This window comes from Streptomyces sp. NBC_01217 (assembly GCF_035994185.1).
In the GTDB taxonomy this organism is placed as follows: domain Bacteria; phylum Actinomycetota; class Actinomycetes; order Streptomycetales; family Streptomycetaceae; genus Streptomyces.
In genome coordinates this window covers 5914899-5928199 of sequence record NZ_CP108538.1, presented here as the reverse complement: position 1 = coordinate 5928199, position 13301 = coordinate 5914899, and the positions used below count along the sequence as shown (strand labels likewise).

At 72.2% G+C, this 13301-nt stretch carries 14 protein-coding genes; 6 read left to right on the top strand and 8 right to left on the bottom strand.

The window, feature by feature from the left end; genetic code table 11:
* Nucleotides 1–24: 24 nt before the first annotated feature.
* Nucleotides 25–192 (bottom strand): DUF3117 domain-containing protein, encoded by a 168-nt coding sequence (locus tag OG507_RS26640; RefSeq protein WP_003966491.1) that lies wholly within the window; start codon nucleotides 190–192, stop codon nucleotides 25–27.
* Nucleotides 193–506: 314 nt separating this feature from the next.
* Between OG507_RS26640 and OG507_RS26635 the strand changes: the two genes are divergently transcribed.
* On the top strand, nucleotides 507–1319 hold the full coding sequence (locus OG507_RS26635) for an enoyl-CoA hydratase/isomerase family protein (RefSeq protein WP_327369696.1): 813 nt from the start codon (nucleotides 507–509) through the stop codon (nucleotides 1317–1319).
* A gap of 13 nt (nucleotides 1320–1332) precedes the next feature.
* Here OG507_RS26635 and OG507_RS26630 read toward each other — a convergent pair whose 3' ends face one another.
* A complete protein-coding gene (locus OG507_RS26630; RefSeq protein WP_327369695.1) occupies nucleotides 1333–1920 on the bottom strand; it encodes a DNA-3-methyladenine glycosylase I in 588 nt (195 codons plus the stop codon).
* Nucleotides 1917–2378: a hypothetical protein gene (locus OG507_RS26625; protein ID WP_327369694.1), complete on the bottom strand. Its 462-nt coding sequence runs from the start codon at nucleotides 2376–2378 to the stop codon at nucleotides 1917–1919. Before OG507_RS26625 ends, OG507_RS26630 begins: the two co-directional genes overlap by 4 nt.
* 144 nt (nucleotides 2379–2522) lie before the next feature.
* Here OG507_RS26625 and folP point away from each other — a divergent pair, with 144 nt between their 5' ends.
* Nucleotides 2523–3395, top strand: a complete 873-nt coding sequence (gene folP / locus OG507_RS26620) for a dihydropteroate synthase (RefSeq protein ID WP_327369693.1) — start codon at nucleotides 2523–2525, stop codon at nucleotides 3393–3395.
* 178 nt (nucleotides 3396–3573) lie between these two features.
* Here the strand turns inward: folP and OG507_RS26615 are convergent, their stop codons facing one another.
* Complete coding sequence (locus OG507_RS26615; protein WP_327369692.1) at nucleotides 3574–4323, bottom strand: TIGR00730 family Rossman fold protein; 750 nt, start codon at nucleotides 4321–4323, stop codon at nucleotides 3574–3576.
* A gap of 89 nt (nucleotides 4324–4412) precedes the next feature.
* Nucleotides 4413–5492: a succinyl-diaminopimelate desuccinylase gene (gene dapE, locus OG507_RS26610; RefSeq protein WP_327369691.1), complete on the bottom strand. Its 1080-nt coding sequence runs from the start codon at nucleotides 5490–5492 to the stop codon at nucleotides 4413–4415.
* Nucleotides 5493–5577: 85 nt separating this feature from the next.
* Between dapE and OG507_RS26605 the strand changes: the two genes are divergently transcribed.
* Nucleotides 5578–6525: a hypothetical protein gene (locus tag OG507_RS26605; protein WP_327369690.1), complete on the top strand. Its 948-nt coding sequence runs from the start codon at nucleotides 5578–5580 to the stop codon at nucleotides 6523–6525.
* A 296-nt stretch (nucleotides 6526–6821) separates the two neighbouring features.
* A complete protein-coding gene (locus OG507_RS26600) occupies nucleotides 6822–7244 on the top strand; it encodes an ATP-binding protein (protein ID WP_327369689.1) in 423 nt (140 codons plus the stop codon).
* 86 nt (nucleotides 7245–7330) lie between these two features.
* Here OG507_RS26600 and dapC read toward each other — a convergent pair whose 3' ends face one another.
* Both dapC and fdxA read right to left on the bottom strand, forming a co-directional pair.
* The gene (gene dapC, locus OG507_RS26595) at nucleotides 7331–8425 is read right to left on the bottom strand and encodes a succinyldiaminopimelate transaminase (protein ID WP_327369688.1); all 1095 of its coding nucleotides are present in this window, start codon (nucleotides 8423–8425) and stop codon (nucleotides 7331–7333) included.
* A 122-nt stretch (nucleotides 8426–8547) separates the two neighbouring features.
* Nucleotides 8548–8868, bottom strand: a complete 321-nt coding sequence (gene fdxA / locus OG507_RS26590) for a ferredoxin (protein ID WP_018956287.1) — start codon at nucleotides 8866–8868, stop codon at nucleotides 8548–8550.
* 117 nt (nucleotides 8869–8985) lie between these two features.
* Here fdxA and OG507_RS26585 point away from each other — a divergent pair, with 117 nt between their 5' ends.
* On the top strand, nucleotides 8986–9987 hold the full coding sequence (locus OG507_RS26585) for a GNAT family N-acetyltransferase (protein WP_327369687.1): 1002 nt from the start codon (nucleotides 8986–8988) through the stop codon (nucleotides 9985–9987).
* A gap of 17 nt (nucleotides 9988–10004) precedes the next feature.
* The gene (locus OG507_RS26580) at nucleotides 10005–10835 is read left to right on the top strand and encodes a transglutaminase-like domain-containing protein (RefSeq protein WP_327369686.1); all 831 of its coding nucleotides are present in this window, start codon (nucleotides 10005–10007) and stop codon (nucleotides 10833–10835) included.
* A gap of 33 nt (nucleotides 10836–10868) precedes the next feature.
* On the opposite strand, the gene OG507_RS26575 is transcribed toward OG507_RS26580, so the two are convergent.
* Nucleotides 10869–13244: a HelD family protein gene (locus OG507_RS26575; RefSeq protein ID WP_327369685.1), complete on the bottom strand. Its 2376-nt coding sequence runs from the start codon at nucleotides 13242–13244 to the stop codon at nucleotides 10869–10871.
* Between the last annotated feature and the right edge of the window lie 57 nt (nucleotides 13245–13301).

Below are 13301 nucleotides of genomic sequence, written 5' to 3'. Positions count from 1 at the left end.
GTGGAGAATTATGGGCGCCTCTGCTCAGCCGACGACCTTCTTGAGGGCATCGCCGAGTGCATCGGCCTCGTCCGGCGTCAGCTCCACGACAAGCCGACCGCCGCCTTCGAGCGGAACGCGCATGACGATGCCCCGCCCCTCCTTTGTCACCTCGAGCGGGCCGTCGCCCGTCCGCGGCTTCATGGCCGCCATGCTCGTTCCCCTTCCTGAAACCAGCTCATAACAACCGGCGGCCCCATGACAGGCGCTGTCTCACCGGCATCGAACACATTGCTTCCAGCCCATTATCCCGCATCACAGACCCCGATGACCAACATCGGTCGGCATCGCTTGCGCAACGCGCTCTCTCAAAACCACCCAATTCGGCGATCCAGCTGCGATACTCCGTCCCCTTCGCCCCTCCATCGGGGCGCAATTGTTAGACGCAGGTCACATGTTGGCTCCCGCCCGCGTCGGCCATGCTTGCCTGGACAGGCATTGCCCGAGGCGCAGAGGGGACAGCGAAAATGGCCGACCAGTTGGCGGACAGCGTGCTCTACGAAGTGAGCGACGGACTCGCGACGATCACGATCAACCGTCCTGCCGCGATGAACGCCATGGACACCGCGGCCAAGGTGGCGCTCCGGGACGCACTGAAGTCCGCGGCGGCCGACACCGCCGTACGGGCTGTTCTGCTCACCGCGACCGGGCGCGCCTTCTGCGTCGGCCAGGATCTGAAGGAGCACGTCGGCAAGCTCGACGAGGCTCGCGAGTCGGGCGGCGGCAATGCGCTGAGCACCGTGCAGGAGCACTACAACCCGATCGTGCGGGCCATCACGCAGATGCCCAAGCCGGTGGTCGCCGGGGTGAACGGGGTCGCCGCCGGTGCCGGGTTCGGGTTCGCGCTCGCCTGCGACTACCGGGTGGTCGCCGACACCGCCTCGTTCAACACCTCCTTCGCCGGGGTCGCCCTCACCGCCGATTCGGGCGTCTCCTGGACGCTGCCCCGCCTGATCGGGCAGAGCCGCGCCGCCGACCTGCTGCTCTTCCCGCGTTCGATCTCCGCGCAGGACGCCCATGAGCTGGGCATCGTGAACAAGCTGGTGCCCGCGGCCGAGCTGGCCGCCGAGGCCGCCGCCGTGGCCCGCGCCCTGGCGTCCGGTCCCACGGTGGCGTACGCCGCGCTCAAGGAGTCCCTGGCCTACGGCGCCGCCCACACTCTGAGCGAGGCGCTGGAGAAGGAGGACGAGCTCCAGACGAAGGCGGGCGCGTCCGAGGACCACACGATCGCGGTGCAGGCGTTCCTGAACAAGGAGACGCCGAAGTACCTCGGGCGGTAGCCGCCGTCCGGGTCTACGCCGCGGTGCCGCGTGCCACGCAGTCGGCCAGGTGGTCGTCGACCAGGCCGCAGGCCTGCATCAGGGCGTAGGCCGTCGTGGGCCCGACGAAGCGCAGACCGCGCTTCTTCAGGTCCTTGGCCAGCGCCGTGGACTCCGTGGTCACCGCGGGTACGTCACCCAGGGTGCGCGGGGCCGGGCGGGCGGCCGGGTCGGGGGCGTAGGACCACAGCAGCTCGTCCAGCTCGCCGGGCCGCCAGGCGGCCAGCACCTTGGCGTTGGCGAGGGTCGCGTCGATCTTCGCCCGGTTGCGGATGATGCCAGCGTCGGCGAGGAGGCGCTCCTTGTCGGCGTCGGTGAACTCCGCCACCGCGGGGATCTTGAACCCGGCGAAGGCGGAGCGGAAGCCCTCCCGGCGGCGCAGGATCGTCAGCCAGGAGAGGCCCGACTGGAACGCCTCCAGGCAGAGCCGTTCGAACAGGGCGTCGTCGCCGTGGACGGGGCGGCCCCATTCGGTGTCGTGATACGTGAGGTAGTCCTCGGTGGAGAGTCCCCACGGGCAGCGCAGGCCGCCGTCCGGGGCCGCTTCCGCGCCGCCGCTCATCGCCGGGGCTCCTCTCCGGGCCGGTCCGGCTGCTGTGGGTGCGGATGTGGGGCCTGCCCGGGCGCGGCCCATGGTGCCCGCGGGCGGTCTTCGGGCCGCTCCCCCGTCAGCTGCGGCCGGTCCTGCGGCCGCTTGAGGAGATCGGGGCCGCCCACCGCGGTCGCCTGCGCGCCGGCCAGCGCCGACTGCAGTTCCGCGATCCGCGCGTCCCGCTCGGCGAGCTCGGCGCCGAGCCTGCCGAGCGCCTCGTCGACATCGGGCATGCGGTAGCCGCGTACGGCCACCGGCAGCCGCAGCGCCTCGACATCCGCACGGCCCACCGGGCGGGTCGCGGGCAGCGAGTCCGTCAGCCGCTCGGGCGCCACGTCCTGCAGGACGGCGCTCTTCCCCCCGCCGACCACCGCGAGGGTGACCACGGCCACGACCACCACCATCGCCAGCAGCAAGAACCAGAACACGCGCATCTCCCCGGGAGCGGAAACCTGTCCGCCTCCGATCGTGCCATGCGGCACCGACAGTTAGGGTCGCAGGCGGCCCGCGGAGCAGTCCGCGGGGCGGTCCACCAGCGGTCCACCAGCTGTCTACCAGAGGAGATACACGGGATGCGAAGCGGTGCGCTCAGGCTCGGGCGGCGCGAATTCGGGGCGCACGAGCCGGTGATCATGGCGATCGTGAACCGTACCCCGGACTCCTTCTACGACCAGGGCGCGACGTTCCGGGACGAGCCCGCGCTGGCCCGGGTCGAGCAGGCGATCGCGGAGGGCGCGGCGATCGTCGACATCGGGGGTGTGAAGGCGGGCCCCGGCGCGGAGGTGACCGCCGAGGAGGAGGCCCGTCGCACGGTGGGGTTCGTCGCGGAGGTGCGGCGCCGCCACCCGGATGTGGTGATCAGCGTCGACACCTGGCGCCATGACGTCGGCGAGGCGGTCTGCGAGGCCGGTGCGGATGTGCTGAACGACGCGTGGGGCGGTGTCGACCCGAAGCTCGCGGAGGTCGCCGCGCGGTACGGAGCGGGGCTCGTGTGCACGCACGCGGGCGGCGCCGAGCCGCGGACCCGGCCGCACCGGGTCGCGTACGACGACGTGATGGCGGACATCCTGAGGGTGACGGTCGGGCTGGCCGAGCGGGCGGTGGGGCTCGGAGTGCGGCCGGACGGGATCATGATCGACCCCGGTCACGACTTCGGGAAGAACACCCGGCACTCGCTGGAGGCGACGCGCCGGCTCGGCGAGATGGAGGAGACCGGCTGGCCCGTCCTCGTATCACTGTCCAACAAGGACTTCGTCGGGGAGACGCTCGATCGGCCCGTGAAGGAGCGGGTGATCGGGACGCTGGCGACGACGGCGGTCTCGGCGTGGCTGGGGGCGCGGGTGTACCGGGTGCACGAGGTGGCCGAGACACGGCAGGTGCTGGACATGGTGGGGGCGATCGCGGGGTGGCGGGGGCCGGCGGTGGCGCGGAGGGGGTTGGCGTAGCGGGGCGGGTGGGGGGCGGGGCGGGGCGGTGGGGCGCCTGCGGCGGGCTTGTCCCCTACCCATCCCCAAGCTCTCGACTTCGTTCGAGCAGGGGAGACCCCACTCTTCCCGTAACCGGGGGCTCTGCCCCCGGACCCCCGCTCCTCAAACGCCGGAGGGACTGGAGGTGGAAGGGCGGCTACTTGCCGACCTCCTTCGTCACCAGGTTCACCGCCTCGTCCACGTCATCCGTGACGTGGAACAGCAGCAGGTCGTGTTCGGACGCCTTGCCCTGGGCCACCACCGTGTCGCGGAGCCAGTCCACGAGTCCGCTCCAGTACGCGGTGCCGAACAGCACGATCGGGAAGCGGGTGACCTTGCCCGTCTGGACGAGCGTGAGGGCCTCGAAGAGTTCGTCCAGGGTGCCCAGGCCGCCGGGCAGGACGACGAAGCCCTGGGCGTACTTCACGAACATCGTCTTGCGGACGAAGAAGTAGCGGAAGTTGACGCCGATGTCGACGTGCGGGTTGAGGCCGGATTCGAAGGGCAGCTCGATGCCGAGGCCGACCGAGACGCCCTTCGCCTCCCGCGCCCCCTTGTTCGCCGCCTCCATGGCTCCGGGGCCGCCTCCGGTGATCACCGCGAAGCCGGCCTCGACCAGGGCCTTGCCGATCCGTACGCCCGCCTCGTAGTCCGGCCCGCCGGCCGGGGTGCGGGCCGAGCCGAAGACGCTGATGGCGCTCGGCAGCTCGGCGAGGGCTCCGAAGCCCTCGACGAACTCCGACTGGATGCGCATCACCCGCCATGGGTCGGTGTGCACCCACTCGGAGTCGCCCTCGGTGTCCAGCAGCCGCTGGTCGGTGGTGCCGGGCTGTACCTGTTCCCTGCGGCGCAGTACCGGTCCGAGCCGCTGCTCCTCGGGTACGTGCGCTCCCTCGGGGTTGCCCATGACCTGCTCCCTCCGACGACGATCGAATGACCATCTGTTGTCAGGTCAGGGTAGAGCGGCGGAGGTTACGGACAGGAGAATGCCGAGGGTCAGCTGGTGAGCCAGGAGCGGAGGCGCTCCTCGCAGTGGGTGATCCGGTCGACCCTCACGTGCTCGTTGCGCTTGTGCGCGAGGAGCGGGTCGCCGGGTCCGTAGTTCACCGCGGGAACGCCGAGGGAGCCGAAGCGGGAGACGTCGGTCCAGCCGAACTTGGGCCGGGCGGTGCCGCCGACCGCCGCCATGAAGGCCTTGGCCGCCGGATGCGACAGGCCGGGCATGGCCGCGCCGGAGTGGTCGTCGACGGTGAATTCGACGACGCCGCAGTCCGCGAAGACCTCGTGGACGTGGGCCAGGGCCTCCTCCGGACCGCGGTCGGGGGCGTACCGGTAGTTGACGACGACGGTGCAGGCGTCGGGGATGACGTTGTTGGCCACGCCGCCCTCGATCCGTACGGCGTTGAGGCCCTCGTGGTATTCGAGGCCGTCGATGACCGGGCGGCGCGGTTCGTACGCCGCGAGGCGGGCGAGGATCGGGGCGGCCGCGTGGATGGCGTTGGACCCCATCCAGCTGCGCGCGGAGTGGGACCGCTCACCCTCCGTACGGAGGAAGACCCGCAGGGTGCCCTGGCAGCCGCCCTCGACCTCGGCGTCGGAGCCCTCCAGAAGGACGGCGAAGTCGGCCGTCAGCCATTCGGGGTGGGCTTCGGCGATGTGTCCGAGGCCGTTGAGGTGCGCGGCGACCTCCTCGTTGTCGTAGAAGACGAAGGTGAGGTCGCGGTTGGGCTCGGGCACGGTCGCGGCGATCCTCAGCTGGACGGCGACGCCCGACTTCATGTCGGAGGTGCCGCAGCCCCACAGCAGGCCGTCGTCGTCGAGCCTGGACGGCACGTTGTCGGCGATCGGCACGGTGTCGATGTGCCCGGCGAGTACGACCCGCTCGGCACGGCCCAGGTTCGTCCGGGCCACGACGTTGTTGCCGTGCCGGTCGACGGTCAGATGCGGCAGGGCGCGCAGCGCCGACTCGATCGCGTCGGCGAGCTCCTTCTCCTGGCCGCTGACCGAGGGGAAGTCGACGAGCCGGGCGGTGAGCGCCGGGCCGTCCAGAGTGAGGTCAAGTGTGCTTTCGGGCATGGGACCGACCTTAGAGCCTGTCCGGGGAACGGCTCCTGGGGACTGGGCCCTCGGTCCCCGCCGGGCACTCCAGTACGGTGGCCCCGTGCCCCGGACCGCATCCCCCGCCCGCCGACACACCGGCCGCAGCCGCCTCTTCCGTATCGCGGCAGCCTTTGTGGTGCTCGCCGCACTCGGCGGATACCTGACCGTTCAGTACGTATCGGGCAGCAAGGTCACCGAAGGGTGCACCGTGGAGTCCGCCGACGGTTCGGCCGGCAAGGGCCGTACGTACCGGATGAGTCCGGAGCAGGCTTCTAACGCCGCGACGATCTCCGCCGTCGGCACCTCGCGCGGGATGCCGGAGCGGGCGGTGACGATCGCGCTGGCGACCGCGCTGCAGGAGTCGGGGCTGCGCAATATCGAGCACGGCGACCGGGACTCGCTGGGACTGTTCCAGCAGCGCCCCTCGCAGGGCTGGGGCACCGAGGAGCAGATCCTGGACCCGGTCTACTCGTCCGGGGAGTTCTACCGGCACCTGGCCGAGGTCCCCGGCTACTCGCGACTGCCGCTTACCGTCGCCGCGCAGCGGGTCCAGCGCAGTGGCTTCCCGCAGGCGTACGCGAAGCACGAGCCGGACGCCGCGCTGCTGGCGGCCGCGCTGACGGGCCGTGCGCCCGCCACACTGAACTGCACGCCGCCGCGGACGACGGCCGCGACGGCCGACGCCGCGAAGGTGCGGGCGGAGCTGGTGCGCGACTTCGGCAAGGGTGTGCTACCCGCGAAGACGTCTCCGGCACAGGACGGGAAGGCCGCCGCCGGTGCGCCGGCGACGAGCACGGTCTCGGTGCCGGTGCGGGCGGCCCGCGCCTCGGGGGACGACGGCGCGGCGCGGCGCGGCTGGGAGCTCGCGCACTGGGCGGTCGCGCGGTCCGAGGCGCTGCACCTGGACGAGGTCGCGTACGCGGGCCGGGTGTGGGAGGCCGGGTCGGGCTGGCGGACGGAGCGTGAGGAATCGGGCACCACCGAGGTCCGCATGCGGCTCGCTCGCTAGTACGGACCTTCACCCGAAGGCGTTATCCGGCCCTCCCGGAACGGCCTCCGGTCCGGCGCCTCCGACTCCTCCTGTCCGACTCACCAATTCCCTTGCGCATAAAGGGAAGTGACGGTTCATCAAGTCATTCGGGAATGTGACGTCTGCCCGGGTTCCTCCGTTGTGGATTATGTGACGCATTACCCACTCTTTACCTCGGCGTCCCGCAACCTCCCCCACCCTCACGACGGTTGTCATTGCGTCCGATCAACGGACAGACAGATTCGTCATCTTCCTCATCCCGTCGAAGGAGCATCATGTCCCTCCCCCTGACCCGCCGGATCACCCGTGCCGCGCTGCTGATCGCCGCGGGTGCAGCCCCCGTGGTCGGTGCGGCCGGTGCCGCAGGTGCCGCGGAGCTCCCGCAGGCCCCGGAGCTCGGCGGTCTGACCGCCGTCGACGGCGCCGGTCTCGGCAAGGCGGTCGACGGCGCGTCCCAGCAGGGCACCAAGGCGGCGGGCGAGACCGGCGGCAGGATCGTCGGAACGGCCCTCCCGGCCGCGGGCAGGACCGTCGGCAAGGCTGGCGCCCAGGCCACCCCGACCGTGCAGGACGCCGCCGGCGGTGCCGCGGGCAGCGCGGGCGAGGTCCTCGGCAGCGCCGCCGGTGCCGCGACCGAGGGCGGCCTGCAGGGCCTGCCCACGCAGGGCCTGCCCACGCAGGGTCTGCCGATCGGCTGACCCGGTCGGCCGGTCCACCGGCGCGGTATGTGCGAGGGGCCTCGGGAGTGCGCACTCCCGAGGCCCCTCGTGCGTACCGCCGGACGTCAGGCCAGCCGCTTGACCGCCGCGGCCACCCGCTCGTCCGTCGCCGTGAACGCCACGCGTACGAAGCGTTCACCGGCCGGCCCGTAGAAGTCGCCCGGTGCCACCAGGATGCCCAGCTCCGCCAGGTACGCCACGGTCTCCCAGCACGGCTCGTCGCGCGTCGCCCACAGGTAGAGGCTCGCCTCGCTGTGCTCGATCCGGAAGCCGTGGGCCTCCAGCGCCGTGCGCAGGGCCGCGCGCCGGTCCGCGTACCGGGTCCGCTGCTCGGCGACGTGCTCGTCGTCGCCGAGGGCAGCGATCGTCGCCGCCTGGACCGGGGCCGGGGTCATCATTCCGCCGTGCTTGCGGATCAGCAGCAGTTCGCCGAGCACGGCCGCGTCGCCCGCGATGAAGGCCGCGCGGTATCCGGCCAGGTTGGAGCGCTTGGAGAGCGAGTGGACGGCGACGATGCCCTCGTACGTACCGCCGCAGACATCCGGATGCAGTACGGAGACGGGCTCGGCCTCCCAGCCCAGCTCCAGGTAGCACTCGTCGCTGAAGACCAGCACATCGTGCTCGCGCGCCCAGGCGACGATCCGGATCAGCTCTTCCTTGGACAGGACGCGGCCGGTCGGGTTGGACGGCGAGTTGAGCCAGAGCAGTTTCAGGCCCGCCGGGTCCAGCTCGGCAGGGTCGTCGTAGACGACGGGCTCGGCGCCGCAGAGCCGGGCGCCGACCTCGTACGTCGGGTAGGCGAGCCGCGGGTACGCCACCTTGTCGCCCGCGCCGAGGCCGAGCTGGGTCGGCAGCCAGGCCACCAGCTCCTTGGAACCGACGACCGGCAGGACGTTCTCGTGCGCCACGCCGACCGCACCGAGCCGCCGCTCCAGCCAGCCGGTGATCGCGTCACGCAGCTCGGCGGTCCCCCACACCGTCGGATAGCCGGGGCTGTCCGCGGCGGCGACGAGCGCCTGCTGGATCAGCTCGGGCACCGGGTCGACGGGCGTGCCGACGGACAGATCCACGATGCCGTCCGGGTGGGCGGCGGCCGTCGACTTGTAGGGCGCGAGCTTGTCCCAGGGAAAGACCGGGAGGCGGGGGGAGACTGCGGACACGGATCTCTGCTTTCTCGTACTGGGGTTCCGAGGGTTGCTGGGCCGCTCGGGCGTGAAAACGCCTCGGTCCCGCACGGTGACGAGCCGTACGGGACCGGGGCGACGCACGTGCCGGCCGCCGGCTACTGGTTCTGCGGCGGCAGCGCGGCGATGAACGCGTGGTCTCGTTCGATCAGGCCCAGCTTGGAGGCACCACCGGGCGACCCGAGGTCGTCGAAGAACTCGACGTTCGCCTTGTAGTAGTCCTTCCACTCCTCCGGGGTGTCGTCCTCGTAGAAGATCGCCTCGACCGGGCACACCGGTTCACAGGCTCCGCAATCGACGCATTCGTCCGGGTGGATGTACAAGGACCGCTGGCCCTCGTAGATGCAGTCGACGGGGCACTCTTCGATGCAGGCCTTGTCCTTTACGTCGACACAAGGCTGCGCGATGACGTAGGTCACGCTGTCGTTCCTCCTCGGTAGGGCGTTGGCTCTCGCGCGGGAGCGCGGCGTCGTCGATGCCCGCCCCTAGTATCTCCGTTCCCGGGCACGAACCGAACAGGAGGGGCGGACAGAGCTGTGGAATTCACCATCGGCGGACAACTCGAAGTCCGAATTACACCGGCTGACGTGGGCAAACGGGTATCAGTCCGGCGCACGGCCGAGCGTGGCCCGCGAGGGCCGGTGTTCACGGACACGGTAGGCGTTCTCACATCGTGGGACAACGGTGTGCTGTCGATCACAACGAGGGCCGGAGACTGGGTCCGTATCGAGGAATCGACGCTGGTCGCGGGCAAGGTCGTGCCCGCCGCCCCGGCCCGGCGGCGCGGCCCCGCGGCCTCCTTCGAGGAGCTCGCGCCCGTCCTCGCCCGCGCCTGGCAGCCGGTGGAGAGCGAGCCGCTGGGCGACTGGCGGCTGCGTGCCGCGCGGGGGTTCACCCGGCGCGCCAATTCCGTGCTGCCGCTCGGCGATCCGGGTGTCCCGCTCGACGAGGCGCTCGGACGCGTACGGCAGTGGTACGGGGAGCGGGACCTGCCCGCGTACCTCCAGGCCTCGACCGGCGCCGAGGGCACCCAGGAGCTGCTCTGTGCGGAGCTGGAGCAGCGCGGGTGGCGGCGCGAGGTGAGCGCGGAGGTACGGATCGCCGCGCTGGCGCCGATCGGTGATCTGGACGCGGATGTGTCGCAGGTGCGGCTCGTCCGGGACCTCGACGAGACGTGGCTCTCCCGCTATCAGCGCTTCGACACCCCGGGGGCGCACGTGCTGAAGGTGCTGCGCTCCGGCCCCTCCGTGTGGTTCGCCTCCGTGCCCGGTGATGCCGAGGGCGCGGCGCCCGCCGCGATCGGGCGGTGCGTGGTGGACGGGCGCTGGGCCGGCTTCATGGCCGTCGAGGTCGGTCCCGAGTACCGGCGCCGGGGCCTCGCCACCGCCGTGATGACCGCACTCGCCCGCAAGGCCCTGGACGAGGGCGCGTCGGCGGCGTGGCTGCAGGTGGAGACGGACAACGACGGGGCGCGGGCGCTGTACGAGGGCATGGGGTTCGCGGTCCATCACCTCTATCACCACTTCCGGTCGGCGTGACGGAGGCGGGCGGTCCCATGGACCCCGAGAGGGAGGATCCGCGCAGCCGGTTCGCCGAGGAGGCGCGCGCCGAGCGGCCGGACCTCGCGCTGCTGTGCCTGCTGCTGGGCGCGGTGGCCGACCCGGCGCTCGACGCGCACGGGATCGACGCGGCGCAGATCGAACTGGACGAGCTGGCGGGCCGGCTTCCGTACGGAGTGCAGGGCGGCCGGGCCTGGGCCTCGGCCCTGGCGGAACTGCTCGGCGAGCGGTGCGGCTTCGCGGGCTCGTCGGCGGACTACCAGCGGCTGGAGTCCTCGCTGCTGCACGAGGTACTGCGACGGCGGCGCGGGCTGCCGATCCTGCTGTCCGTGGTGTGGATCGAGGTCGCGCGGCGGGCCGGCGCCCCGGTGTACGGGGTCGCGCTGCCCGGTCATTTCGTCGTCGGCTTCGGCGACCCCTCGCAGCGGGTGCTGGCAGATCCGTTCGACGGCGGCCGCCCGATGACCGGGCAGGACGCGGAGCTGCTGGTGGCGGGGGCGACCGGGGAGCCCCTGGAGGACTCGATACTGGTGCCCGCGCGGCCGCTGGAGATCGTGCTGCGCGTCCTGAACAACATCAGAGCCTGGGCTGCGGCCCGCCCGGAACGGACGGATGTGGCCCTGTGGGCGGTGGACCTGTCGCTGCTCCTGCCCTCGCACCCGGCCGGACTGCGCTACGAGCGTGCGCAGCTGCTCGTACAGAGCGGACAGTTCCTGCGCGGGGCGGCGGAGATGGATGAGTACGCGGATGTGGTCGCCGGTATCGAACCGGAAGCGGCGGAAGCGATCCGCGGCCGGGCACGGGCAGCGCGGGCACTGCTGAACTAGTGCCGTGGCCGGCGCCCGCGCCCCGCGCCCTCCTCAGCCCCGTTCCGGTACCGCCGTCGTCAGTACCTCCGGGGCCGGGCCCTCGTGCACGATGCCGAGGCGCTGGGTCGCGCGTGTCAGGGCCACGTACAGGTCGTTGAGGCCTCGCGTCGCGCTGTGGAGCACGGCTGTGGGGTCGGCCAGCAGCACCGTGTCGAACTCCAGGCCCTTGGTCTGGCGCACTCCCAGGACGACGACGCGGTTCTCCAGGTCGGGGTCGTCCCCGTACACCGCTCCCGGCACCGCACCGGCCACCGCGGCGCCCAGTTCGTCGCGCCTGGCATCGGGGACGATCACGGCGAGGCGGCCCTCGTCCAGGGCCGCAGCCTCCTTCGCGGCCAGGTCGGCGAGGGTGCGGGCGGTGTCGTCGGTGCGCAGTCGCCAGGGAGCCACGCCCGTCTCCCGTACCGAGCGCGGCGGTTCCAGGCCAGGGCCGAGCGCGGCGAGCACGTCCTTGGTGGACGCCATGATCTCCGCGGGGGTGCGGTAGTTGACGGTGAGCGAGGCCTGTCGCCACCGGTCGCCGACGTGGGGGGCGAGCGCGGACGCCCAGGAGGACGCCCCTGCCGCGTCGCCCGTCTGGGCGACATCGCCGACCAGGGTCATGGAACGGGTCGGGCAGCGCCGCATCAGCAGCCGCCAGGCCATCTGGGAGAGCTCCTGCGCCTCGTCGACGATGATGTGCCCGAAGACCCAGCTCCGGTCGGCGAAGGCCCGTTCGGCGACGGTACGGGCGGTGCGCTCCTCATGGCGGTCGGCGAGGGTCTGCGCGTCGACGAGTCCGGCGAGGCTGCCGTCCTCCTCGTCCTCCCCGTCGCCCGCCGCGAGGTCGAGGACGCCCTGTGCGTACGCGACGCCCTCGGCACGCTCGCGTGCGGCGGCCGCCTCGGCCGCACGGTTGTCCTGGCCGAGCAGATCGGCGGCCTCGTCGAGCAGTGGCACGTCCGCCGCGCTCCAGCCGTCGCCGTCCTCCGGTGCACGGAACAGCAACTTCCGCTCCCCGTCCGTGAGTCCGGGCGCGGCCGAGGCCAGGCGCGCGGGCTGCCCGTACAGGTCGGTCAGCAGCTGCTGCGGGGTAAGGGGCGGCCACAGGGCGTCGAGCGCGGCCCGTACGTCGGCGTCGGTGGCGAGCAGGCGCCGGGCGTCGGCGATGTCCTGCGCCTCGGTGCGTTCCTGCGCGGCGGCCGAGTCGTCGTCGCCGAGCAGCCCCGGCAGGGCGTCCAGGTCGGCGCGTACGGCACGGTCGAGACCGGCCTCGGCGAGCACCTCGGCGATGTCCGCCTCCAGCCGGTCGGCGAGCTCACGGGTGGCCTCCACGGCCCGCCGGGCGAGCGCGCCCACCATCTCGCGCCGGAAGACGGACGCGGCCAGGTTGTGCGGCAGCCGGGTCGCGCGGGCGGTGTCGGCGGCGCGTACGCACTCCTCGTGGTCGAGGTGGACGGTGTCCCCGTCGAACTCGACCTGGAGCCCGCTCCCGGACGGCACCTGCCGGTCCCGTATCGCGGCGGCGATCACGGCCGCCATCTCCTTACGCCCCTTCAGCTCGGCGGTCTCCGGCTCCTCGGCACGGTCCGCGCGGATCCCCGGGAACAGCTCGCCGACGGTCGAGAGCAGCACGCTGTTCTCGCCGAGGCCGGGCAGCACCTGGCCGATGTACCCGATGAAGGTGGGGTTCGGCCCGACGACCAGCACGCCCCGGGAGGCCAGTTGCTGGTGGGTGTAGAGCAGATACGCGGCCCGGTGCAGCGCGACCGCGGTCTTGCCGGTGCCAGGGCCGCCTTGCACCACCAGGACGCCGCGGTGGTCGGAGCGGATGATCGCGTCCTGCTCGGCCTGGAGGGTGGCAACGATGTCGTGCATGCGGCCGGTGCGCCCGGCGTCGAGGGAGGCGAGCAGGGCCGCCTCGCCGGTCAGTTCGCTGTCCGGTACGCCGTCCCGGTCGAGCACCTCGTCGTCGAGGCGGACGACCTGCCGGCCCCGGGTGGTGAGGTGGCGGCGTCTGCGCACCCCGTGCGGGGCCGTGGGCGTGGCGACGTAGAAGGCGCGGGCCGCCGGGGCACGCCAGTCGAGCAGCAGCGGGTCGTCGTCGGCGGACTCGGCGGGCAGCCCGATCCGGCCGATGTAGTACCGGTCCCCGTCGCGCAGGTCGAGCCGCCCGAAGCAGAGGCCGTTCTCGGCGGCGTCGTAGCGTGCGACCTGACCGGCGTAGCGGGCGGCGGCGGCCTCTCGTTCCAGCCTCCCCTGCCGGGTGCCGCCGGTCTCCCGCAGCACACCGGTCAGCTGCTGCCCGGCGTGCTCGCGGAGGGCCTCCACTCTGGCGTGGAGCATGTCGAGATGGTTCTGTTCGTGGGCGATCTCAACTCTGGACAACGGTGCACTGGCTCCCTGCGGGCGGCGATGGGGAAGCAGCCAAGGGTGCCCTACAAC

Bases quoted from the DNA above. Each gene is read 5' to 3' on its own strand.
- OG507_RS26640 (WP_003966491.1), bottom strand. From the start codon at position 192: ATGGCGGCCATGAAGCCGCGGACGGGCGACGGCCCGCTCGAGGTGACA.
- OG507_RS26635 (WP_327369696.1), top strand. From the start codon at position 507: ATGGCCGACCAGTTGGCGGACAGCGTGCTCTACGAAGTGAGCGACGGA.
- OG507_RS26630 (WP_327369695.1), bottom strand. From the start codon at position 1,920: ATGAGCGGCGGCGCGGAAGCGGCCCCGGACGGCGGCCTGCGCTGCCCG.
- folP (WP_327369693.1), top strand. From the start codon at position 2,523: ATGCGAAGCGGTGCGCTCAGGCTCGGGCGGCGCGAATTCGGGGCGCAC.
- OG507_RS26615 (WP_327369692.1), bottom strand. From the start codon at position 4,323: ATGGGCAACCCCGAGGGAGCGCACGTACCCGAGGAGCAGCGGCTCGGA.
- dapE (WP_327369691.1), bottom strand. From the start codon at position 5,492: ATGCCCGAAAGCACACTTGACCTCACTCTGGACGGCCCGGCGCTCACC.
- OG507_RS26600 (WP_327369689.1), top strand. From the start codon at position 6,822: ATGTCCCTCCCCCTGACCCGCCGGATCACCCGTGCCGCGCTGCTGATC.
- OG507_RS26580 (WP_327369686.1), top strand. From the start codon at position 10,005: ATGGACCCCGAGAGGGAGGATCCGCGCAGCCGGTTCGCCGAGGAGGCG.